This window comes from Acinetobacter sichuanensis, from assembly GCF_003024515.2.
Taxonomy (GTDB): Bacteria; Pseudomonadota; Gammaproteobacteria; order Pseudomonadales; family Moraxellaceae; genus Acinetobacter; species Acinetobacter sichuanensis.
Genome location: NZ_PYIX02000001.1, coordinates 91,450 through 116,322 on the forward strand (window position 1 = coordinate 91,450; position 24,873 = coordinate 116,322).

Sequence of the window (24,873 nt, forward strand, 5' to 3'; positions counted from 1 at the left end):
GATAAAATGCGGTGCTTCAATGATATCAAAGTAATTCATCTTTAATATAAATGATCGCTGTCAAAATAATGAAAATACTCATAAAGGACATTTCTAAAAATTTATTTCTCTGAATCTTTTTATAATAGAAAATAACAGCTAACGGTGAAAGAATAAAACTGGTAAAAATACCCCAAATCCAATTGGTATTCATACGTCTATCTATAGTACCGTTAGGATTGGTAATCCAGCCTTGATATGGATGAATAAAATCTACAATTAAATGAGTCAATAAATAAATATTGATATAAAACATGACTAATAATACAACATAGAAAGGAATGGAGCTTATGAATGATGATTTAATGGATAATGAGGCTAATGTGAAAATTCCGAAGAAGAACATGATGATTTGTGGCATGCTTTTTAAATGAGTTTGGGTAAAACCCATGCCAATGAGCAGTCCACAAAACAATACAATAGTGCTTAAATGATATAATTTTTGTTTCATCATTTTTTATTCCGTAGATTCAAAAGCATTTCTCTAAATGTTTAAAATAGCATATAGAGAATGGATGAGATTGTATTGTATTGGGCATGTAGGTGTTCTTATATTTTATAAAAAATATAAAGTTGGAAAAAGTGGTGAGTTTTACAGCGGATGTTTCGTAAAATTAAACATAAAACATGTCTGATTGTTGGGATTAGGCATGTTGATTTAAGAATAATAAAGATGTCAAAGAGAAAGAAGATGAAACCTTAGTGTATAAAAGATGATAGAAATTATATGAATCCAAGCAGTGAATTACCAAGTTCAATGAATCTTACGACATACAAAATAGACGACGTAGGTTTTTAATCTAAAAAAACAATTAATATTAATAAAATAATCGGTTTTAATGAGTTTTAAATATTATGTATATTTATCGCACTCAGTTGATGCAGATAAACCTTTGATATGTATCAACTCAATTTTGAGGAATTTGTGTGATGAATAAATTTGTTTTGATTGTTTTAGTCGCTAGTACAGTATCAGCATGTGCATTTAACCCAGCTCAATATGATGAAATGAGACATCTGGAAAATCTACATCATGATAAAATGAACGGTTAAGATGCTAGGTAAAAAGGCAAGTCATTGATTTGCCTTAATTCATAATAAAGATCTCTAAGTTTTAGCTCAAAAATTCACAATTCAAAAAATAGATTTTCTAGACTTTTATAGAGATACTTTATATCAAACCGTATGGCTATGATGTCCCAACTCATGCTTTAACTGCGCAATCGCCTCAATCCGTTTTTGAATGAGCATTTCACCAATATCCGCACCTTTGATCTCAGGGGGTAGGTCAGAAGCCTTGATGGTACGAACACGTTGCGTGATTTTCCATAAAAACTCAGCTTGAGGATAATCACGCTCTTCCATACCTAAGCGACCACGTGCATCACATTCACAGGCTTGTAAAAATGCCTCCACACGCTCAGGACGACGCAATACATCCAAACGCTGTAATAAACGCCACAAAGTCCCTGCTTTTAAAGTAAATGCCTGATGACATTTCAAATGCTCCTTACACACAGCAAGCGCAAGTTGCTTGGTATGTGTTGGTACTTTTAAACGATCACACACTTCAGTCACAGGTGCTATACCACGTTCTTCATGCTGAACATGACGCGGCAATTCATCAACAGGGGTGAGTGCTTTACCCAAATCATGCAGTAACACGGCAAAACGCACATCTAAAGAATAGTTGGCTTTACAGGCTTGTTGTAAAGACATTAATGTGTGAATACCACAATCAATTTCAGGATGATATTCAGGACGCTGTGGAACACCAAATAAAGCATCTATTTCAGGAAATAAAATTTTAAGCGCACCACAATCACGTAAAACCTGAAAATAAACATCAGCATGATTTTCCATCAAGGCACGTGAGGTCTCTTTCCAAACCCGTTCAGGGGTTAGTGCTTCAAGTTCACCTGACTCAGCCAATTGACGCATGAGCGCCAAAGTTTCATCGGCAATGCTAAAACCATATTGTGCATAACGCGCAGCAAAACGCGCTACACGTAGCACACGTAAAGGATCTTCGGCAAAGGCATCTGAAACATGACGCAGGATTTTATTGTTTAGATCATTTTGACCATGATAGGGGTCAAATACCTGACCTGCCTCATCCATTGCCATGGCATTGATGGTGAGGTCACGGCGAATCAGGTCTTCTTCCAAAGTCACATTAGGATCGGTAAAAAACTCAAATCCATGATAACCATGTCCTGACTTACGCTCAGTACGTGCAAGTGCATATTCTTCTTTTGTTTCAGGATGCAAAAACACAGGAAAATCTTTGCCCACAGGCTGATAACCTTGAGCGATCAGTTGTTCTGGTGTTGCACCGACAACCACATAATCTTTTTCGTGATAGGGATGTCCGAGTAAATGATCTCTGACGGCACCGCCTACTAAATAAACTTGCATGAAAAAACCTCTATTCTTCAAGCCATGATGCTACAGAATAGAGGTTTTCTCAAGTCACAAGATGTGAGTAAACGTGCAATTAAAGTGCAGCTTTCTCATTTTCCTGAATTTCAGCAACGGTTAATGCTGTCATATTCACAAGGCGACGTGTCGTTGCAGTTGGTGTCAAAATATGAACAGGTTTTGCTGCACCCAGTAAAATAGGACCAATCGTCACATTATTACCCGATGTAGATTTTAACAGGTTGAATGAAATGTTTGCCGCATCAAGATTTGGCATAATCAACAAGTTTGCAGAACCTTTGAAACGCGAGTTCGGGAATGCAAAATGACGAATATTTTCATCCAATGCCGCATCGGCATGCATTTCACCTTCAACTTCAAGGTCAGGTGCAATTTCAGTCAAAATTTCAAAGACTTTACGCATTTTTTGTGCGCTTGGGTCATTTTGATCTGAACCAAAACTTGAGTGTGATAATAAAGCAACACGAGGTGTCATACCAAAACGACGCACTTCTTCAGCCGCTAAAATCGTCATTTCAGCCAACTGTTCAGCCGTTGGGTTACGGTTGATGTACGTGTCTGCAATGAAAATATTACGATCTTCAAGCATCAAAGCGTTCAACGTAAAGAAGTTATTACGACCTTCTTTTAAACCGATGACATTTTTCACGAAATCAAGGTGAATGTCATAGCTTGAATAAGTACCACAAAGCATACCGTCAGCTTTACCAAATTTGACAAGCATGGCTGCAATCAGTGTAGAGCGACGACGTGATTCACGCTGTGCATATTCAGGTGTAACACCTTTGCGTTGCATGATGGTGTGATAATCATCCGCAAATTTTTCATAATCAGGGTTATTTTCCTGATCAACAATCGTGATATTTTCACCATTTTGCAGACGTAAACCAAGTTTTTTGATGTTCGCTTCAATCACTGCGGTGCGACCAACAAGAATCGGTTTAGCCAAATCTTCATCTACAGCAATTTGCACAGCACGGAGTACACGTAAATCTTCACCTTCTGCATAAACAATACGTTTAGGGTCAGATTTTGCTTGAGCAAAAATTGGTTTCATCATCAATGCTGAGTTATAAACAAACTCAGAAAGACGTTGACGATATGCAGAGAAGTCTTGAATTGGACGGCTAGCAACACCTGAGTCCATCGCAGCTTGTGCAACAGCTGGCGCAATTTCAAGAATTAAACGTTGGTCAAGTGGACGTGGAATTAAATAATCACGACCAAATGATGCAGATTTTTCACCATAAGAGGCTGCATCTGCTTCAACATGCGCCATGCGTGCAATCGCATGAACACAAGCAATCTTCATTTCTTCATTGATTGTCGTTGCCCCAACATCTAGCGCACCACGGAAGATATAAGGGAAGCAAAGAGCATTGTTCACTTGGTTTGGATAGTCTGAACGACCTGTCGCCATGATCACGTCTGGACGAACTTCATGTGCATGTTCAGGTAAAATTTCAGGATCTGGGTTTGCCAATGCAAAGATGATTGGGTCAGCCGCCATCACTTTAACCATTTCTTTGGTTAAAATACCCGCAGCAGAAAGACCAAGGAACATATCTGCATCTGTAATAACATCTGCAAGTTGAGAACCTTCAATATCTTGTACATAACGCTTTTTAGAGTCATCCAAACCTTCACGTTTCGTAGTTAATAAACCACGTGAGTCAGCAACGATGATATTCTCTTTTTTTGCACCTAATGCGCATAATAAATCTAGGCAAGAAAGTGCTGCTGCACCTGCACCTGAAGCGACAATTTTAATCTCTTCAATTTTTTTGCCATTGAGTTGCAGGGCATTTAAAAGCGCTGAACCTACAATGATAGAAGTACCATGTTGGTCATCATGGAACACAGGAATGTTCATGCGTTCACGCAGTTTTTGTTCAATGTAGAAGCATTCTGGTGCTTTGATGTCTTCTAAGTTGATCCCACCAAAAGTAGGCTCTAATGCAGCAACGATATCAACGATCTTATCAGGATCGTTCTCAGCAATTTCGATATCGAATACGTCAACACCAGCAAACTTTTTAAATAGTACGCCTTTACCTTCCATAACAGGTTTAGAAGCTAAAGGACCAATATTTCCCAGACCTAAAACGGCAGTACCATTACTGACCACTGCCACCAAGTTTCCACGTGCAGTATACAGTGCTGCTTTAGACGGATCTTTCTCGATTTCCAAACATGGCGCAGCAACACCTGGAGAATAGGCAAGTGCTAAATCATGCTGGTTAACGAGTTGTTTACTTGGAGTAACGCTGATTTTCCCTGGGCTTGGGAATTCATGGTAATAGAGGGCTTGCTGTTTTAGTGATTGATCGTCCATTTACATCTCGTTTGTTACAATGTACCAGCGGGGCTGGCGATTTTGGCTAGATTTTCTTGAATATACCATTTGTTGAGCGATACGGACAGTCGAAAAGATATCTTTTTGAACAAGATGTGCAATTACGGATTATTCAACTACGGTAAACAGAAGCGAGTTTGAATTTTGAAAGATAGTCAATGCATTCTTGAGCCGTGAGTGGCTTAGAATAATAGTAACCTTGTAAAATATGACAATCGTGTTTTTTGAGGAAGTTAATTTGCTCAATCGTTTCTACACCTTCGGCAACAATACTGAGCCCCATTGCTTTACCCATTGCAATAATTGCACTCACAATAGCTTGATCTTTTTCTTGCTCAATTTTTGCAATAAAGAGTTTATCAATTTTCAAAGTATCAATAGGATAATTGATGAGATAAGCAAGAGATGAATAGCCTGTTCCAAAATCATCTAAAGAAATAGAAATATGACGATGTTTCACTTGCTGCAAGAGCGTGAGTACATTTTCTGATTTTGCAATGAGTGATGATTCTGTAATTTCAAGTTCAAGCATATCGCCAGAAACATTATATAGTTCTAAAGCTTGATCAATATCATGAATGAGCTCACCACGATGAATTTGTTGAGCAACAACATTGACCGATATGCGTAAATAATCAAAATTTAAATCCTGCCAAATTCTGATTTGTTTACAGGTTTCAAATAAAACAAAACGTCCAATTTCGGTAATTAGACTAGATTCTTCTGCGATTGGCAAGAAAATATCAGGCGTTAATAAACCTAACTTAGGATGTTGCCAACGAATTAAAGCTTCAAAGCCATACACTTTTTCTGTTTTTGTACAAATTTTTGGTTGATAGTAAACCAGTAACTCTTTGTTTTTAAGTGCTTGTCTTAAATCACCTTCTAAATTTACCCCTTGGTGAAAGAGTCGTGTATTTTTATTGGTGTAAAAATAAGCTGTATTTCCCCCTAGACTTTTGGCTTCAGCTAATGCTTGTTCTGCATGGCTGTTGAGTGTGTCAATTTGTCGACCATGTTCAGGATAAAGCGCAATACCAATTGAGGTTGAAATAAAATGCTCATTATTTTGAATGACAAAAGGACTTTCAAATGCTTCTAAAATTTTCTTAGCAATTTGTTGGATATTTTTTTTGTTTTGACCATATTTATAAATAATCGCAAAATCATCATTATTTAAATAAGAAATTAATAAAGCGTCAGGACAGGAATGTCTTAATCTTTGTGCAGTTTTTTGCAGTAATATATCACCTGCTTGAGTGCTTACAAACTCATTAAATGATCTAAAACGATCAATATTAATGCGGATTACAGCTAGATTTTGTATTGAATCATTTGGATCTGTTAGATAATGATGTAGTTGCAAATTAAAATAAAAACGGTTTGGTAAATCTGTTAATAAATCATAGTTTTCTAAATATGAAACACGTTGTTCTTGTTTCTTACGTTCTGTTAAGTCAGTAATAATGCCAATATAATTGGTGATTTTATTTTTTTCATCAGTCACTGCATTAATATGCACCCATAATGTTAAAACTTTACCTGTTAAAAACTCAATTTGTAATTCTGCATCATATTCGCCATCTGCTATGAGTTTCTTAGTAACATCAAAATGCTGTGACAAAATTTCTTTTTTTGTATTGACTGTAATATCAAATAAATGTTTACCAAGTAAATCACTTTGATGATAGGAAGTAAGCTTTTCAAAATAAGGATTGACTTCTAAATAGCATAAATTGTTATCTAAAACAAAAACACCTTCTGCGACATGTTCAAACACATTTGCTGCTAATTTTAATTGTTCCTGATCCGTTTTTTCTTTTTGAATATCACGATGAATTCCAACCATTCTCAATGGTTTATAAGACATAGGATGGCGTGCAACAACTTTGCCAGTATCTTGAATCCAGCACCATTGTTGATCTCTTTTAATACGATAACGTGCTTCAAAACGTTCTGTTTTACCTCTTAAATGTTGACGCATTAATTTTTGATAATTATCTAAGTCATCTGGATGAATTAAGCTTTCAAATTGAACTTCATTTTCACTAATATGGTTGAATAAAATTTTTGATTTTGTATCAAATATTTCAATACTACGTTTTTCAATATTCCATAGCCAAGAATTAATGCCCGCAGTTTCATGGGCAAATGCTAAGTTTGCTTGATGGTTCTCTAAACGATCATTAATTTGTTTAATATCATAAGTACGTTCTTTTACTTTTTGCTCGAGGAGTTGATTGTGTAATAAAAGCTCATTTTGCATTTGATTTGATTTTTCAACTGCATTTTTTAAATTAAGACCCAATTGATTCTTATCTTGCGTAAGCTGTGTTTCTTGGAGAGAAAATTTATTATTTTTAAAAGATAATAAGCTTAATTGTGTGTGATATCTATGCACAATAAAGGCACAGATAATAATAAATAAAAAAATAAAATTAAATGTAAATTGATAATAAGTAGATAATGGTGTGAAGAAAATAAACTTATATAAAATACATGGCGTAATAAAAGGAATAAATAAAAATAAAAAATATCGGAATCTATTGCTCAGATACAAAATAGAAATGGTAGATGTCGAAAAAATTAAAATCCCTGATAATATGATTAAATGATTTAAAGTCATATTCGGGGTATCAATATTGACATAATGATGTAAATTAAAAATCCCAAAATCTAAAATACATCCTAAAACTAGGCAAATAAATTGACAGAGTGCATCTAAATTAAAGGTATTATTATAAGGAGAGGCGATAGTGGCTTTAATTAATAACCAAAAAATACTCAGAAGAATAGAAACTGAAATGAACCATAAGTTAAATGCAAATGAGAAGCTTTCAAAATAAAAAAAGTGAACAAGATCAACATATGCAAGAATGCCAAAAAGACAGACTAGAAAACGCTGTAAATGAACTGCTGCACTTTTAATCTGTGAAGTGTACAAAAGTTCATCTTGAACATCTATGACCATTCCTAATGCCTTTTCCTTATTTTAAATGCTTTTAGAATTTAATTTTATAGACAACATTTAATATTACTTTAATAATTGCTCAAGAAATATGTAAATTACTTATTTTTTTTGGCAAAATCAATAGATTTTTAAGGCACAGTTCACAAAAAAAGATTAAATATTTATTGAAATTTATAGTTTAAAATGGACAAAGCAACAACAGGTGCTGTTTCTGTTCGTAATACACGTTCACCAATACACCAATTTATAAAGCCTTTCTGATTTGCATTGTTTATTTCAGTATCACTTAAGCCTCCTTCTGGTCCAATTAATAAAGCTAGATCAGTTGTTACATTTGCTAATACATTGACTTCTTCTTTATTAGGCGCAAGAACTAATCGTGTTGTAGGAAGTTCGCTTGTTAGCCATTGCTCCAAACTAAGTGGTGCAAGAATTTCAGGTACAATATTCAATCCACATTGTTCGCAAGCCGCAATCGCAATACCTTGCCAATGATCAAGTTTTTTTTGGTCACGATCATATTTTAAGCGCATTTCGCAACGTTCAGAAGTTAAGAGCTGAATTTTTGATACTCCAAGCTCAACGGCTTTCTGAATGGCATAATCCATACGATCACCTTTACTCATGACTTGACCAAGGAGTGTGCTGAACTTTGTAACACGATTAATAGGATTAAAATTATTGACTTTGACTATGGCTGATTTTTTAGAAATATCAGTTAATTCAACTTCATATTCGCCACCTTGCCCATTAAACAAAGTGGCTTGTTCACCGATTTGCGCACGTAAAACTTTTACCCAATGATGAAATACTGTTTCAGTCAGTTCAACTAGAGTATCAACAGCTAAATCAGTTTCAATATAAAAGCGGGGCATGTAGTTTTACTCACAAATAACGATGATGGTTTTGACTTAAGCTAGACCGAGGTCAAGCACAAGCTGACGATTTGGCTCTGTATGGTTCATGGTATAGAAATGTAGACTTGGTGCGCCGCCTGCAATTAGACGTTCGCAAAGCTTAACAACAACTTCATGACCAAAGGCTTTGATTGAAGCTGTGTCATCACCATAGGTCGCCAGTTGTTTACGAATCCAGCGTGGAATTTCTGCACCTGTACCATCGGCAAAGCGAATTAAATTACTTGCATTAGTAATTGGCATAATGCCAGGGGCAACAGGAATATCTATACCTTCTTTTTGAATACGATCTACAAAATAGAAATACGCATCTGGATTAAAGAAGAACTGTGTCAGTGCCGCATTCGCACCTGCACGAGCCTTGTCACAAAAGCGTTGAATATCTAAGTCAAAGCTGTCTGCTTGAGGATGCATTTCAGGATAAGCTGCAACTTCGATATGGAAATGATCGCCTGAATGTTCACGGATAAAACGAACTAAGTCAGTTGCATAAGGTAATTCACCTAAGCCCACTTGACCAGAAGGTAAGTCGCCACGAAGCGCAACAATACGGTCAATACCTTGTGATTTATATAAATCAAGTAATTCAGCAATACGTTCTTTACTGTCACCAATACAAGAAAGATGCGGAGCAACAGGCGTGCCTTTACCATTGAAATCATTCAGTGTAGACAAAGTGCGTTCACGGGTCGAACCGCCTGCACCATAAGTCACAGAGAAAAATTCTGGATTTAATAACTGAAGTTCTTGATGAACAACTTTCAGCTTTTCCGCACCAGCATCAGTTTTGGTTGGGAAGAACTCAAAGGAAATCGGGACACGTTTGGTCATGGTTAAGTCCTTTTTTATAAATACTTTAATTTTTTCCCTCTCCCTGCCCTCTCCCAAAGGGAGAGGAGAATTCATTGAAGAATAATGCAGGGAAAAAGCTAACTTTCTTCAAATGATGACAGGAAATTCATTGATGAAGGAGTTGCGTGGTCACCCTCTCCCTCAGGGAGAGGGATGGGGTGAGGGAAATTAAAAATTAATATTTATAAGCCTCAGCTTTAAACGGACCTTCAACAGCTACACCTAAGTAGTCCGCTTGCACTTGAGTCAATTGAGTCAAGACACCACCAAAACCTGCAACCATTGCTGCAGCAACTTCTTCATCGAGTTTCTTAGGAATAAGTTCTACACGGATCGCTGCTTGTTTTTGATCTTCAGGAAGATCAGCAAATTTTTCAGCAAACAAGTGCATTTGACCTAAAACTTGGTTAGCAAATGAACCATCCATGATGCGTGATGGGTGACCTGTTGCATTACCAAGGTTCACTAAACGACCTTCAGATAAAAGAATTAAATAGTTATTTTCATCTTCTGAACGATACACTTGGTGAACTTGTGGCTTAACTTCAACCCATTTGTAACCACGTAAATAGTTCGTGTCGATTTCAGTATCAAAGTGACCGATGTTACAAACCACTGCGCCAGCTTTTAAGCTGTCTAACATTGCAGCGTCACATACATGATAGTTACCAGTTGTTGTTACGATTAGGTCAGTATTTTGAAGAAGATCAAGGTTAATGTCTTCTTTCTTACCTGTTTGCACGCCGTTTTTGTAAGGAGCAACAACTTCATAGCCGTCCATACATGCTTGCATTGCACAGATTGGGTCAACTTCAGTGACACGTACAATCATGCCTTCTTGACGAAGAGATTGAGCTGAACCTTTACCTACGTCACCATAACCGATCACAAGCGCACGACGACCAGATAAAAGCATATCTGTACCACGTTTGATTGCATCATTCAGAGAGTGGCGGCAACCGTATTTATTGTCATTTTTAGACTTAGTTACAGAGTCATTTACGTTGATCGCAGGAACTTTTAAAGTACCATCACGGTGCATTTCATACAGACGTTGAACACCTGTTGTTGTTTCTTCTGTAATACCGTGGATTTTTGCAATCACTTCAGGATATTTTTCATGAACAAGTGCAGTTAAGTCACCGCCATCGTCCAAAATCATGTTGGCATCCCAAGGTGTACCATTCACGTTAACTTGCTGTTCTAAACACCAAACGTATTCTTCTTCAGTTTCGCCTTTCCAAGCAAATACAGGAATACCCGCAGCAGCAATCGCAGCAGCAGCATGGTCTTGTGTAGAGAAGATGTTACAAGATGTCCAACGAACTTCTGCGCCTAATTCAACCAATGTTTCAATAAGAACAGCAGTTTGAATAGTCATGTGGATACAGCCGAGGATTTTCGCACCTGCAAGTGGTTTTGCAGCAGCATAACGCTTACGAAGACCCATTAAAGCTGGCATTTCTGCTTCAGCAAGTTTGATTTCTTTGCGACCATAGTCTGCAAGTGAAATGTCAGCAACTTTATAATCTGTAAATGAAGCATTAACCGCGTTCATCACGATCTCCTTAATAAAAATAAAAATTGATCAGTATGTTCGCGGATGCCGTTGTTGGTATATCTGAATAGAATACCGATGGTCGAGCCTAGCGATCTTACATTTAGTGCCTGTAAGAAAGTCGCAGCATCCCTCGACTGTGGCGTATTGTACTTGGAAATTGGTTTGATTCCAATGTGATCTTGTTGCTTTATTCATCGAGCTGTATCTCAATGCCTAATTTTGTAAGGTGAGATTAGATCGCTTCTTCTATTCTTTGAAATAACAATGTTTGTTCTGTTAAATGATGTCTTTCATTATATTTTTTTGAATTAAACGCTCAGTTTAATCTTGAAGATTTTTGAGTAGAATGAATCAGCTCATTGAAAAATATATTCAATGAGCTTGCTACTTTTATTCCGCTGCTTTTACTTTTTCCGCCCAAAAATCAGCTTTTGCTTCATCAATATCCACACCCAAACCATGTTCATAAATGGCGACAAGGTCACGCATGGCTTGTACTTCGCCAAGTTTAGCAGCTTGTTCTAGCATTTCGATTGATTTAACCACATCCTTTTCTACCACATCCCCACGGCGGTAAAAATTGGCTAATTCAAAAATGGCAGCAGGGTGATGGTGTTTAACAGCTTGTTCTAACCAACGATGTGCATGTTCAAAGTAGGCTTTCGCTTCTTCATGATCTTCTTCTAACATATCTTTTGCATAGATGGCATAGCCTTCACCCAACCAGTACATCGCTTCTACATGACCCAGTTGTGCTGCTTTGAGTGCCCATTCTTCTGCTAATTCAACATGTTCATCTTTGTCACTTTGCATATAAATTTCAGCAAGTTCAAATTGAGCATTACGGTTGCCAGCCATCGCACGGTTATATAATTCAGTTGAAATAGGGAGATCAGACATATTCAAAAATCCAAAGCATCAGAGCGTTATAGCCTAAAAGGTTACCACAAAAAAGCCAATCCGAAGATTGGCAGGCATCACAAAGGTATCTGAAACAATCAGAGCAAGTAAAGTAAACCACTGATTATAGAAAGTAGCAGACACATTTGCATAAGTTTTTTAATTTTTTCAGGAAAATAACTGAGTATTAACCCAACAAAAAGCGCAGAAAAGGTCAGCACACCGACCCAATAGCTTATCATATTGCTCATTTGCCCTTGAGAAATACAAATTCCTAAGGTGATCAATAAAATCAACCAACCGATACAGCGTGCAAAACGAGTTTTAGATGCATCTAACTCGGTCAAATAGATCTGCTTTTGATGTTTTGACATTGAACTAGCTAAAGCAAAAAAGCCAAGATTAGACAAAGACCAAATGATGAGAAAGAAAATCATGCTTCATTCTCCTGTACTTTATGCGCTATTTTGGCTTTTTTGCTCGGTAAACCTTGGTGTTTTTTCACTTTATAAAAACTATAAGCAAAGAGTGCAGCAAGTACCCACATTGCAATATCAAAACTTGCAATCATCCATAAACCTTGTGGGATGGACTGCCAAAGTGCTGCGCCACCTGTTGCAAAATTAATGATAGGTAATAGTGCAAATGCAAGCGTTGCCAACATTAATAATTCTAACCATGCTTGGCGATGTGGGCGTAGTGCTGCATAGATTAAGGTCAGCAGCCAGATGATAAAGAACGTACGAATTTCCCAATTTAAGCGTAATTCTATTTCTGTCGGAATAAAACGGTTCGCATAAAAATATGCAGCACAGGCAATCGGTAAGCCAATAATTGCTGCAATATTTGTGACTTCAACAACACGATAACCAAAAGATTTATAACCCTGTTTTTGTTGCTGTGGCGCACGTTTGACACACCATAAAATCAGTCCTGTAGCGATCATCATTGTGCCTACAATGCCTGAGAAAAATAACAGCCAACGTAAAGCATAATCAACACCACGTGCTTCATGTAGTACAGTCGTGACATTATAAATCCCTATTGGAATAGAAGGATTAAGTATTTTTGCATTGTCATCCGTGATGTTCTGACCTGTCACGCCATTAAATTCTAAACTGGCATAAATGTTACGATGTGCCACGCTTTCGCCATGTAAAGCACGTAATTCAATTTTGGCTTTGTTGGTATTAGGGTTGATGATATTAATGCTTGCAATCGGATTGTCTTTCCATTTGGCTTGTGTTGCAGCAATGATCGGTGCAAGATCAGCCAATGGTGCAGATTGAGGTGCTTGGCGTTGACGACCTTCACCGCGTTCACCATGAGAGGCTCTTTCACCACGTGCCTGTGGATTTTCACCATTCGCAGGGCGTTCGCCACGCTCGCTATTATTTTGCTGTACTAAAGAGCGACTTTGATCTTGTAGGAATTGTCCGCGATTTTCATATAGTTGATTGACCCCCCACGGCATAATGGTAAATAACAGCAGCAATAAGCCACTAAAAGTAATCATAATATGGAAGGGAAGCGCAAAAACTGCTGTGGCATTATGTGCATCAAGCCAAGAGCGTTGTCCTTTACCTGAACGAAAGGTAAAGAAATCTTTAAAGATTTTTTTATGTGTGATAATTCCACTGATAATTGCAACAAGCATCATCATCGTCGCAATACCGACAATCCAACGCGCCCATGTACGTGGTAAACCATAAAGCTCAAAATGAAAACGATACAAGAAACTACCGCCACGTGTATCACGTGCAGTTAAAACTTCACCTGTCTGGCTATCAATACTCACGCGTTCACCACCACGACGTGCACGGGGGTCTTCACCTTGTTTACGAATGGTTAAGGTTGTGACATTTTGTCGTGAATTTGGCAGTTGGATCGACCAACTCCCTGCTTCAGCATGATTTTTTTGTAGATAATTTAAAGCGACTTGCGTATTTTGAATTTGTGATTGGCTTGGTATGGATTGATGAAATTCAGGTTTCATCCATGCACTAATTTCCGATTGAAAAAAACTGAGCGTTCCAGTCAAGAAAATGGCGTAAAGTAACCAACCTAAAATTAAACTTGCCCATGTATGTAACCATGACATCGATTGGCGAGGGCTTTCAATTTTTTCATCAGTTCTCATTTTAGTTGCCCAAACCTTTATAAATTAAAAATAAAATGAGAATGGGTAGGAAAATACCTAAAGTGGCTTTTAATGTTTTATTCACCATAAAAACCCAAATAAACACAGCACAATGCAGACTAAATGCAATCAAAGTAGCAGCCATAGCAGCACTTGAACGATACTCTGCAAAAGTTTGTGCGATGAGTATTGCTGATAAAGAAGCAAGAATGTAGCCGCCTAAAATTGCCAAGATAAAACGATAAAAAATCATGATTCGATATGTGAATAATGACTGAGTTTTAGTGCTTTTTTTTACTTTTTCGGATGGCGAAATAAGAGGGGGAGATTTTTGCATCTCAAGATTGGCGCTAGACATACATATTGATCATAGGGTTAATATTAATGCAAATGATAACAATTATTATTAAAATTTAAAACAAGAGAAATCAAAAGCCTAAACAAATATAGATTTTTTAAAATTAAATCAGGTGAATATCGTGATTATTGAACGCAGAATGTAGATTTATAATATGTTTGATCAATCAGTATAAGGCTAGATTGTAACTAGCCTTATACTTTTATTTTTATTCAGTTTTTTGGTATTCATTAATCACTTCAAGTGCTGCACGAAAAGCTTCTTGAGTCGTAGGTGCGCCACAATAAGGTAGGCTATGCAATAAAACTTCTTGGATTTCTGCGACAGTCGCACCATTATTTAATGCACCACGCACATGACCTTTTAATTCAGTTGGGCTTTTTTGAGCAGTTAAAAATGCAATGGTAATGAGAGAACGATATTTACGTGGCAAAACATCTTCGCGTTGCCAAGTTGAACCCCATGCGTGTTCATTGATCCAATCTTGTAAAGGTTGTGTGAAAGGTACAGTATTTTCTTGTGCGCGTTTTACAAAGCTTTCGCCCATAACTTCTGTGCGGACTTTTAAGCCATTTTCATAATCTTGTTGTGACATTGATCTTGATCCTGATCATTCAATATTATGTGTTATAGCCTAAAGCTTTTTAGCAAGAAAACCATAGGCGGAACGTCTAAGTTTAGAAAAGTATTACGCTCAAGTGCTGTAAAAATTCAAATCTTTCAATCAATATTGAACAATTCTGTCTTGCAGATGTACTTTTTAGTGATATTAAGTATTTTTTATTTTACTGACCATTCGTGATACACCTCGAAATTCTGCAATGATTTCATTGTGTTGGTTTGTTAGCGTAATATCATAAATTTCAGAGCGACCGCTAGGTGCTTTAAATATCGCTTTTGCAGTTAATGTATCTCCAACATTTCCAGGTTTTAAATAGCTAATCGTACAATGTTGTCCAACGGCTGTTGTTTCAGAATTACATGCAACCGCAAATGCACCATCTGCAAGTGTAAAGATAATACCACCATGACAAGTTCCATATCCTTGTGTATGGTCAGTGGTAATGGTTAAGGAGAGCTGTGCTGTTTTATGTGAATAGTGATCAAGCTGAACACCTAAATTTTGCATTACGGCATCATTTTCAAAAACGTTTTTTTGTAGATCCTGTGTCATTTTAAAATTCCTTTATTGATACTTAATTATTTTAAAATATAAAATAATGTATCATAAATATCATTTTGATGATGCTAAGACAAGATGAATACAGCGTAAAACTGTGATTATTTTCAAGAGTTGAGTTAGACGTTATATAAAAATATAAACTTATGCAGCGTAGAAAATTAAAAAAGCCCACATATGTGAGCTTCATTAAAACTTAAAACTTAACGACCATTACGTCCACGACCACGCGGTGCTTTGGTATTTGGACGCGTCGTACCGTTGGTTTTACGCTTTGGTTTTTCACTGTCATCCATTTGCCAGATCCGCTTTGTCCCTGACTTTTTCACAGAACCATCTTTATTCTTACGAACCATCGGTTTACCACCTGTACCACCCGGTTTTTTCACATACGAACGAGAACGATAAGGTTCTTCCGCAGGTATATTTTGGAAGTCTGGATATAAAAGTGGTTCAATCTCTTTGGTGTCACCTGGTTGTAAAGCCATTTGTACCAAATCAATCGCACCAATTTTAGTACGAATTAAACGTAAAGTTGGAAAACCCACAGCGGAAGTCATACGACGAACCTGACGGTTTCGCCCTTCACAAATTGAAATTTCAATCCAAGACGTTGGAATATTGGCACGGAAACGTACAGGAGGATCACGCTCCCATAACCATTCAGGTTGTGCAACTTTTTCAGCTTTGGCAGGTAAAGTGATACCATCTTTAAGTTCAACGCCTTTACGCAGTTGTTCTAAAGCTTCTTCAGTCACATCACCATCGACCTGAACCAAATAGGTTTTAAACTTTTTATTGGCAGGATTGGTAATAAATTGGTTTAAGCCACCATGATCGGTTAAAAAAACCAATCCTTCTGAGTCCATATCCAGACGACCCGCAATACGTAATGTTGGATCAGCGACAAAGTCCGAGATCGTCATATGTGCTTCGTCTTTACGAAATTGGGAGAGGACGTCATAGGGCTTGTTTAGAATGACAATTTTCATCTTAAGCTACTAATATCATGAGAAATAAAATAAATCGAGTACGGTATAAGCCATTCAGTTAAGCAAAATTATTGACTAAATTCCTAAAAACTCCCCCTAATTTCTCTTTGAAAAAGAGGGGGGACTTCCACTAACTAAAGTCATTTTTAGTCATGAAAAGTTCCCTGCTTTGAAAAAGTAGTGTTGGGAAGGATTAAAAATGCTTAAATGATTGGCATTAGTTCAGTGACTCGTTTTAACAAAGGTGGGGCAGGCATCAAAATAAAAAGCCCGCAGGATTGAGGGCGATTATAACAGAATTAAATTTTATGCTCTGCAACTTTATGCTTTGCATTTATCAACAGTCAGTAAGATGTGTTGAAACATGTGGATTGAGTCCAGACAATGTAAAAGCATGTCGCTTATTCAATTAAGAAATGTAGTTATTCCTGATATAAATCTCAAAAACATGCAAATTCGATTAATCTCTAAGAGATAGGGAAAGATGCAAAATCTCTTTTTATTACTGTAAATTTTTAAAAATCGCCAATTATAACAACAGGGAGATCCTGAAAAATGGGTTATCAAAAGATCGTTGTACCTGCGGACGGCAGCAAAATTACCGTAAATGCAGATCTGTCACTCAATGTTCCGAATCATCCTATTATTCCTTTTATTGAAGGAGATGGTATTGGTGTGGATATTACACCGGCAATGAAAGCCGTGGTCGATGCCGCGGTACAAAAAGCCTATAGTGGCAAACGTTCGATTGAATGGATGGAAGTGTATTGTGGCGAAAAAGCCAATAAAATTTATGGCACTTATATGCCTGAAGAAACCTTTGAGGTTTTGCGTGAATATGTCGTTTCAATCAAAGGTCCATTAACCACACCTGTAGGCGGTGGTATTCGCTCTTTAAATGTCGCATTAAGACAGGAACTTGACCTGTATGTCTGTGTACGTCCTGTGCGTTGGTTTGAGGGAGTGCCTTCACCATTGTTACATCCTGAGCTGACTGATATGGTCATTTTCCGTGAAAATTCCGAAGATATTTATGCAGGAATTGAGTGGAAAGCTGACTCGCCTGAAGCGAAAAAAGTCATCAAATTTTTAAAAGAGGAAATGGGTGTTACTAAAATCCGCTTTGAGGAAAACTGTGGTATTGGAATTAAACCTGTTTCCAAAGAAGGCACACAGCGATTGGTGCGTAAAGCCATTCAATTTGCCATAGATAATGATAAACCTTCAGTCACTTTGGTGCATAAAGGCAATATCATGAAATATACCGAAGGCGCATTTAAAGAGTGGGGCTATGAACTTGCACTTGAGCGTTTTGGGGGTGAATTATTGGATGGTGGTCCTTGGGTGAAAATCAAAAATCCAAAAACAGGTCAGGACATTGTTATTAAAGATGTGATTGCTGATGCATTCCTGCAACAAATTTTAATGCGCCCTGCGGATTATTCTGTGATTGCCACCTTAAACTTAAATGGCGATTATATTTCTGATGCCTTGGCTGCTGAAGTGGGTGGTATTGGCATTGCACCGGGTGCCAATATTGGCGGGGCAATTTCAGTTTATGAAGCGACACATGGCACAGCACCTAAATATGCAGGACAGGATAAGGTGAACCCTGGTTCGATTATTCTTTCTGCGGAAATGATGCTGCGTGATATGGGGTGGACGGAGGCAGCAGATTTGATTATTAAGGGTATTTCGGCTGCCATTGAAGCTAAAACAGTGACTTATGATTTTGAACGTTTAATGAAAGGTGCAAAATTATTACGTTGTTCTGAATTTGCTCAAGCCATTATTATGCATATGGACAGTTAATTCATAACATCGATTGCAATACAATATAAAAGAAGCTCATAGAATTGATGGGCTTTTTTTATATTGTTGGTTTTATAAACTTAAAGGTTGGATAAAAATGATAAATGAATTTTATAAGACATTGATTTCACTTCGTGTTCCAGCACGTTGGAGTATTGCAAAGAATAATTTAATTCAAGTTCCCTTAGATGTGATCAATGCTTTGAATGAAGATGATCTATTTAAAATTACTGAATTTTATCTTAGCTATAATGTTTTTTTGGCAGAGTTTATTTGGACTAAACAATATAAAGTGACATTGTGGGTCAGCTCGTATCCGCGATATGAACACGATAAAATTGTGGATTTAAGTTATGAAATTGATCTTTATGTGATTAATGAAGGAATTACAAGTAAAAAGCGTAGCCAGATTGTTTTCTCAAAAGTGTTGGAAATAGCAACTTTTGAGCAATTACAGGCGAGTTTAAATACCTTAATGCTAAACACAACTTATGGTTTTGATGCGTGTTTGAAAAAGAGATTATTCTCAGATTTATTATTGGATCTTGATCCTCAAATTGTACAAACAGATTATCGACAAGATTAGTTTTATGGTGAATTTTTAAAATCGCATGGGAGACGCTTATCAAGCATGATGTATGATTTTATGTTTGAACAAAATTTTAGAAGTTTTGTTTATATCGGAAAATTTCAGTTTAATGCTGTAAATTTACATAGAGTGAGATTTTATAATATCCATTTTATAGGCTTTACATGGTTTAAAACCAATTTGCGCGGTGCTTTTTTTATAAAATGTCATTTTGAACATTGTTATTTTATAGAAACCAATATGATTACATTGATTATTCATCAATCCCGTATCGAAAATTGTACTTTTAAGTGTTGTAACATGAAATATATGCAAATTTCTAAGACTAAATTTGTGAATTGTCAGATTAATTCTCAGTTAAGTTTCGATTTTATCTAGAAAAATATTTTTAAAAATATCAGCCTAATAAGCGTTTATGTATGTCCAATAGCGTATTAACTTGGATGATATTAAAGCGGCTTTGCTCGCAGGCTATAAACAAAAAATTGTAATGTACCGACCATTAACACAGCAGCAGCAAGTATAAATTGTTGATGATAATTTACTCCAAAATGTTGTAAAGCACTAAAACATAAACCACCGACTAATTGTGTAAGCGCAAACGCCAAGGTCGCTATACTCCAAAGTTTTTTATACGCCACGCCATAAAGCTGCATAATGGTAAATGAGGTTAAAAAAACTACAGCAGGGTTGAGTAAACCTGTAAAAAATGAAGATATATAAGTAAAAATAGGGTTTAAATCTAAAATGGCAATAATAATTGCTACAACATACAAGCTATATAAGACTTTAAGTGCCGTAAAATGCCCAAAGATCCGTGCGAATACATAAGCACTAATTGCGCCCAAAGCACTCCCTGAACCATATAAAATCCAATTAAAATTAATATGATATAAATCAAGAGCCAAAGTGTTTTTTAAATAATCAATCCAAAATAAAGAGTGCGGCACATAGGCAAATGCACTACAGGCATAAACCAGTAATAAGCTAAAATACATGCCATCCATCACATTGTTTTGTTGGAGTGGCATTTGAATATTATTGAGATGATTTTTAAAAATATTAAGCAAATATAAAAGAATGAGACAAATAATAAATGAAAAAGCAAATAAAATGAGCCATGCAGTTTGTGTTGAAATATGATCTAAATACGGCATAAATAAAGTTGCGATTAGGACACCAATCCCAATTCCACTAAAACCAATAAAGTTAATTTTTAAGCGATCTTCTACGGCACAACATTGCACTACAACACTCGGTGCAAGAATCATCAATAACCCACCACTGACACCTGAAATAATACGCCAAAAAACATACCAACTTGCAGGAAGCTCAGCAAAAGCACAACTGAGTAGACTTAAACTACCTGCAAATGCAGCATAGAGTAAGTATTTCGCCATACTCTGATTTTGTGGTAGCTTCATTGCGAAAAAAGCCCCAATCAAATAACCAAGAAGATTGGCACTGCCTAACATACTGGCAAAGTGAGCTGTCCATTCATAACTTTCACGTGTTGAAGGAAGAAGAGCTGTATAAGAAAAACGCAATAAACCAATGCCCAAACATGTACTTAAGCAGAGAAAAAGACTCAGTTTAATTTTGCTTATTGACATGATTTGATTACTCAATTTTTTATCATCTGTTTTAATCATGAGTCTTACACTAAATTGCTACTTAAAGCTTGGCAAGTTATTTTAATTATTTATTTGAGGAATACTTAAACTGTGATGATTTATGTTTTTTTTCAAATGAAAAAGACACTTATATGAAAAATATAAAGAGTGCTACAGTCATTTGAGTTTGGTTTGAATGTTATACACTTATATATTTTATTTTTAGAAATACTTATCATTTTTTTATATATAAGCAAGAAGTATTTGATTTATCAATTTATTATAATTTGGGTGAAAATTCGCCATTTATACATAAAAATGCTAAATAACAAGGAATTCCACTGAATTAGAATATAATAAAAGCAGTGTAAAAAATTGGAAATTGAATGAATTATCCGCTCATTTTGAATATTTTGATATTCGCAGGTTTAATTCTGATCTTGATGCAAACCCGAAAAACGAACTGGAGTCTTGCTAAAAAAGTTTTCGCAGGCTTATGTTTAGGTGTGGGATTTGGTTTAGGTTTACATCTTGTTTATAGCGCACAGCCAGAAATATTAACTGAATCTATTCAATGGTTTAATATCGTAGGTAATGGTTATGTAAAACTATTGCAAATGGTGGTTATGCCATTGGTATTTATTTCTATTCTGAGTGCTGTGATTAAACTTCATGATGCAAGTTCATTGGGTAAAATTAGTATTTTTAGTATAGGAACCTTACTATTTACGACTTTGATTGCCGCATTGGTTGGTGTATTTGTAACGAATTTATTTGGTTTAAGTGCAGCAGGACTGGTTCAAGGAACGCAAGAAACAGAACGTTTAGCAAAGTTAAATTCTGATTATGTCGGTAAAGTAACCGATTTAAATGTTCCAGATTTTATTTTATCTTTTGTTCCTACAAACCCTTTTGCTGAATTAACAGGTGCAAATCCAACTTCTATTATTAGTGTTGTAATTTTTGCGACATTTTTAGGTCTTGCTGGTATTCAATTGATTAAAGAGAATGCTGAAAAAGGGCAGCGTATTGTAACAGCCATTGAAACTTTACAAGCTTGGGTGATGAAGCTAGTTCGTTTGGTTATGTTACTTACACCTTATGGTGTTTTTGCATTGATCACAAAAGTTGTTGCGAGTTCTAAACTGGTAGACATTATAAACCTTGGTGGTTTTTTAGTGGCTTCTTATGTTGGTCTTGCCATTATGTTTATGGTGCATGCCATCATTTTGGCTTTGACAGGTGTCAACCCAATTCGCTTTTTTAAAAAAGTTTTACCTGTGCTGACCTTTGCTTTTACCAGTCGTTCAAGTGCCGCAAGTATACCTTTGAATATTGAAGCGCAAACTCGTCGTTTAGGTGTACCTGAGTCAATTGCCAGTTTTTCAGCTTCGTTTGGTACAACCATTGGTCAAAATGGCTGTGCTGGTTTATATCCTGCGATGCTTGCTGTTATGGTTGCTCCAACAGTTGGAATTAATCCACTAGATCCTGTTTGGATTTTAACATTGGCATGTATTGTCACTCTGAGTTCGATAGGTGTAGCAGGTGTCGGTGGTGGCGCAACCTTTGCTGCTCTTATTGTTTTACCTATTATGGGATTACCTGTAACTTTAGTGGCATTGTTAATTTCAATTGAACCTTTGATTGATATGGGGCGTACAGCCTTAAATGTGGATGGATCCATGACTGCGGGCATGGTCACCAGTCAATTGATGGGGCAAACTGATCAAACCATTTTACAGTCAGAACAATATGAAGAATTACAGCAGCGCTAAGCTTTGCTGAGCATTTTTATTTAAAAGCATTATGGTCACATAATGCTTTTTTTGTATCTGGTTAAAAATAAAAAGTGTATCTGTTTTTCAAGCAATGGTTTTGGCTAAAATACCCATGAATGAGGAGATTAAACATGAAAATGTATCAGGTTGATGCTTTTACCCAACAATTATTTAAGGGTAATCCTGCGGCTGTATTGGTTCTAGATGAGTGGCTGGACGATGCCCTCATGCAAAAAATTGCCTTGGAAAATAATTTGGCTGAAACTGCATTTGTCAAAAAAATGGATGCGGAAAACTATGCAATCCGTTGGTTTACCCCAATTTTGGAGGTGGATTTCTGTGGACATGCAACTTTGGCATCAGCTTTTGTTTTATTTGAACATTATACAGCGGCAACCACACTGCAATTTCATGTTGAAAATTTAGGTATTTTTATTATTCAGCGCAATGAAAATGGAATGATTCACATGAATTTTCCAATTCGTAGAGCTGAACCTTTGCTGAATTATCCTGAACTGTTAAATCAGGTGATTGATCAGCCTTTTGAAGAGGTTTATATCAATCCGCAAGCTTTTATTTTGGTATTAAAGTCAGCACAAGCGGTTCAAGATGCTATTCCAAATTTGGATGCAATTCAGAAACTTGCAGCATCCTATAAAATCTCGACCGCAATCACTGCCAAAGAAGATCAATTGGATCTGACCATCACGGCAGCTTCTTCAAAATATGATTATATTGCACGTTATTTTGCACCACATAAAGGCATTGATGAAGACCCTGTGACAGGTTCCATGCATACAGGATTGGCACCGTTATGGGCTGAAAAACTCAGTAAAGATCAACTGATTGCTTATCAGGCTTCTGCACGAGGCGGAGAGTTATATTGTAAAATTCTGAATGATCAACGTATTGAAATTTCAGGTTATGCGCAGTTGTATATGGTGGCTGAACTTTCTCTGTAAATTCTGCATTGTATCTTAAAAAATAATGTTGGCATGCTATAACTATAGACTTTCTTTAGGGAAAGTCTTCTTGAGTGACATTTTAAGGCTGATGTGGATGCTTCAACTTTTGTATCATTCTGCTTTGCTCATTCAAATCAATATTCAAATCTATAACTTTAATATTCACCTGAAAATAACAACTATATTGTGTGATTTATGCATCAACAAAATTTAAGACAATTGGCATTGGCTCATCAAAAATTAATCCCAGATGCTACGGAATATATCGGAAAGTCAGGAACATTGAGCATGATTCAACACTTGGGTTATGTACAAATTGATACCATTTCCGTTGTAGAGCGGGCACATCATCATGTGTTATGGAATCGTGTGCAGGATTATCAGCAAGATCATTTGAATCATTTGGTGAAAGATCAACAGATTTTTGAATATTGGGCACATGCTGCAGCATATTTACCCATGCGTGATTATCGTTTTGCTTTAATCCAGATGAATGCAGTCAGACGTGGTGAAAGCCGTTATTTTAATCGTGGTGAGCCTCAGTTAATGACTGAAATCATGGCGCAAATCACAGCAGAAGGTCCACTCAAATTACGTGATATGGAGCTTCGGCATCGTCAGGTTGCTGGACAAGGATGGAAGTCAAGTACAGGAAGACGTGCACTTGAGCAGTTATTTATGCAAGGTGATCTGATGATTTGTCAGCGTCAGGGCATGGAAAAAATTTATGATCTGACAGCGCGATGTTTACCCGTAGATCTCGATTTAAGCGAACCTGATCTGCAACAATATGCACAATATTTATTTGATCAGACGCTACGGGCACATGGTATTTTCAGTTTAAAACAGCTCTTGCACTTAAAAACGGGTCAGTCACTACAAAAGGCGATGCGTCAAATTATTGATGAACAGCTTCAGCTTGGCACTATTACACCTATTCAACAGACAAATGGGCAGTTTTTATATGTCGACACGCAGGCTTTGGCGCATACGCTACAGCCACAAGTACAGCTTAAAATTTTGTCTCCTTTTGATAATGTACTGATCCATCGTGAACGCTTAGAGCAGATTTTTGCGATGGATTATCGGTTGGAGTGCTATTTACCTGCCGAGCAGCGCCGTTTTGGTTATTTTTGTTTGCCTATTTTATATGCTGATCAATTGGTGGGGCGTATAGATTGTAAAGCACATCGGGGAGAAAAAATTCTGCAACTGTGCAGTTTTCATTTACAGGAGGAAGCCAAATCATGGCTAGATCAGGATCAGTTTTATTTTCTACTGATGCAGGAACTGGAAAGGTTTGCAGCATTTAACCAATGCAATGTGGTGGATACGACTGAAATAAAATTTTTACAAAAATGGCAGTCCTGATTTTTAAATGTGATTGAACAGTAAAAAGTTTCAA

22 protein-coding genes are annotated in these 24,873 nt (G+C 36.6%); 7 read left to right on the top strand and 15 right to left on the bottom strand.

Features of this window, described 5'->3' with window-relative positions:
- Positions 1-25: 25 nt before the first annotated feature.
- A complete protein-coding gene (locus tag C9E89_RS00445; RefSeq protein ID WP_107006472.1) occupies positions 26-493 on the bottom strand; it encodes a hypothetical protein in 468 nt (155 codons plus the stop codon).
- Positions 494-969: 476 nt separating this feature from the next.
- Between C9E89_RS00445 and C9E89_RS24010 the strand changes: the two genes are divergently transcribed.
- Positions 970-1,092 (top strand): hypothetical protein, encoded by a 123-nt coding sequence (locus C9E89_RS24010; RefSeq protein ID WP_265935918.1) that lies wholly within the window; start codon positions 970-972, stop codon positions 1,090-1,092.
- Positions 1,093-1,215: 123 nt separating this feature from the next.
- On the opposite strand, the gene C9E89_RS00450 is transcribed toward C9E89_RS24010, so the two are convergent.
- The 13 genes from C9E89_RS00450 to C9E89_RS00510 all read right to left on the bottom strand — a co-directional run bounded on the left by C9E89_RS00450 (position 1,216) and on the right by C9E89_RS00510 (position 16,708).
- Positions 1,216-2,457, bottom strand: a complete 1,242-nt coding sequence (locus C9E89_RS00450) for a multifunctional CCA addition/repair protein (RefSeq protein WP_107006473.1) — start codon at positions 2,455-2,457, stop codon at positions 1,216-1,218.
- A gap of 79 nt (positions 2,458-2,536) precedes the next feature.
- A complete protein-coding gene (locus tag C9E89_RS00455; RefSeq protein WP_107006474.1) occupies positions 2,537-4,816 on the bottom strand; it encodes an NADP-dependent malic enzyme in 2,280 nt (759 codons plus the stop codon).
- Between the two features lie 133 nt (positions 4,817-4,949).
- A complete protein-coding gene (locus C9E89_RS00460) occupies positions 4,950-7,808 on the bottom strand; it encodes a sensor domain-containing protein (protein WP_107006475.1) in 2,859 nt (952 codons plus the stop codon).
- Between the two features lie 161 nt (positions 7,809-7,969).
- The gene (locus C9E89_RS00465; RefSeq protein WP_107006476.1) at positions 7,970-8,683 is read right to left on the bottom strand and encodes a 16S rRNA (uracil(1498)-N(3))-methyltransferase; all 714 of its coding nucleotides are present in this window, start codon (positions 8,681-8,683) and stop codon (positions 7,970-7,972) included.
- A gap of 36 nt (positions 8,684-8,719) precedes the next feature.
- On the bottom strand, positions 8,720-9,556 hold the full coding sequence (gene metF, locus C9E89_RS00470) for a methylenetetrahydrofolate reductase [NAD(P)H] (protein ID WP_107006477.1): 837 nt from the start codon (positions 9,554-9,556) through the stop codon (positions 8,720-8,722).
- A gap of 196 nt (positions 9,557-9,752) precedes the next feature.
- Positions 9,753-11,135, bottom strand: a complete 1,383-nt coding sequence (ahcY, locus tag C9E89_RS00475; RefSeq protein WP_107006478.1) for an adenosylhomocysteinase — start codon at positions 11,133-11,135, stop codon at positions 9,753-9,755.
- 393 nt (positions 11,136-11,528) lie between these two features.
- A complete protein-coding gene (locus C9E89_RS00480; RefSeq protein ID WP_107006479.1) occupies positions 11,529-12,038 on the bottom strand; it encodes a tetratricopeptide repeat protein in 510 nt (169 codons plus the stop codon).
- Positions 12,039-12,136: 98 nt separating this feature from the next.
- Positions 12,137-12,475, bottom strand: a complete 339-nt coding sequence (locus C9E89_RS00485; protein WP_107006480.1) for a DUF3325 domain-containing protein — start codon at positions 12,473-12,475, stop codon at positions 12,137-12,139.
- On the bottom strand, positions 12,472-14,178 hold the full coding sequence (locus C9E89_RS00490) for a PepSY-associated TM helix domain-containing protein (protein ID WP_107006481.1): 1,707 nt from the start codon (positions 14,176-14,178) through the stop codon (positions 12,472-12,474). Before C9E89_RS00490 ends, C9E89_RS00485 begins: the two co-directional genes overlap by 4 nt.
- Position 14,179: 1 nt before the next feature.
- Positions 14,180-14,536, bottom strand: coding sequence for a hypothetical protein (locus C9E89_RS00495; protein WP_228198960.1), 357 nt, complete (start codon positions 14,534-14,536; stop codon positions 14,180-14,182).
- Positions 14,537-14,744: 208 nt separating this feature from the next.
- On the bottom strand, positions 14,745-15,131 hold the full coding sequence (locus C9E89_RS00500) for a carboxymuconolactone decarboxylase family protein (protein ID WP_107006482.1): 387 nt from the start codon (positions 15,129-15,131) through the stop codon (positions 14,745-14,747).
- Positions 15,132-15,305: 174 nt separating this feature from the next.
- Positions 15,306-15,710, bottom strand: a complete 405-nt coding sequence (gene paaI, locus C9E89_RS00505) for a hydroxyphenylacetyl-CoA thioesterase PaaI (protein WP_107006483.1) — start codon at positions 15,708-15,710, stop codon at positions 15,306-15,308.
- 209 nt (positions 15,711-15,919) lie between these two features.
- On the bottom strand, positions 15,920-16,708 hold the full coding sequence (locus C9E89_RS00510) for an rRNA large subunit pseudouridine synthase E (protein WP_107006484.1): 789 nt from the start codon (positions 16,706-16,708) through the stop codon (positions 15,920-15,922).
- Between the two features lie 555 nt (positions 16,709-17,263).
- Here C9E89_RS00510 and icd point away from each other — a divergent pair.
- The 3 genes from icd to C9E89_RS24125 all read left to right on the top strand — a co-directional run bounded on the left by icd (position 17,264) and on the right by C9E89_RS24125 (position 19,487).
- Positions 17,264-18,520, top strand: a complete 1,257-nt coding sequence (gene icd, locus C9E89_RS00515; RefSeq protein ID WP_107006485.1) for an NADP-dependent isocitrate dehydrogenase — start codon at positions 17,264-17,266, stop codon at positions 18,518-18,520.
- Between the two features lie 97 nt (positions 18,521-18,617).
- Positions 18,618-19,106 (top strand): hypothetical protein, encoded by a 489-nt coding sequence (locus tag C9E89_RS00520; protein WP_107006486.1) that lies wholly within the window; start codon positions 18,618-18,620, stop codon positions 19,104-19,106.
- Positions 19,107-19,166: 60 nt separating this feature from the next.
- The gene (locus C9E89_RS24125; RefSeq protein ID WP_407641415.1) at positions 19,167-19,487 is read left to right on the top strand and encodes a pentapeptide repeat-containing protein; all 321 of its coding nucleotides are present in this window, start codon (positions 19,167-19,169) and stop codon (positions 19,485-19,487) included.
- Positions 19,488-19,558: 71 nt separating this feature from the next.
- On the opposite strand, the gene C9E89_RS00530 is transcribed toward C9E89_RS24125, so the two are convergent.
- Positions 19,559-20,722 carry a YbfB/YjiJ family MFS transporter gene (locus C9E89_RS00530; RefSeq protein WP_107006654.1) on the bottom strand — a complete coding sequence of 388 codons (1,164 nt, stop codon included), beginning with the start codon at positions 20,720-20,722 and terminating at the stop codon, positions 19,559-19,561.
- A gap of 386 nt (positions 20,723-21,108) precedes the next feature.
- On the opposite strand from C9E89_RS00530, the gene C9E89_RS00535 reads away from it, so the two are divergent.
- From C9E89_RS00535 to C9E89_RS00545, 3 genes are all read left to right on the top strand, one after another.
- Positions 21,109-22,500, top strand: coding sequence for an L-cystine transporter (locus tag C9E89_RS00535; RefSeq protein WP_107006488.1), 1,392 nt, complete (start codon positions 21,109-21,111; stop codon positions 22,498-22,500).
- Positions 22,501-22,634: 134 nt separating this feature from the next.
- Entirely contained in the window at positions 22,635-23,465 is an 831-nt protein-coding gene (locus C9E89_RS00540) for a PhzF family phenazine biosynthesis protein (protein WP_107006489.1), read from the top strand.
- Between the two features lie 198 nt (positions 23,466-23,663).
- Positions 23,664-24,839: a winged helix-turn-helix domain-containing protein gene (locus C9E89_RS00545; RefSeq protein ID WP_107006490.1), complete on the top strand. Its 1,176-nt coding sequence runs from the start codon at positions 23,664-23,666 to the stop codon at positions 24,837-24,839.
- The last annotated feature ends 34 nt before the right edge of the window (positions 24,840-24,873 follow it).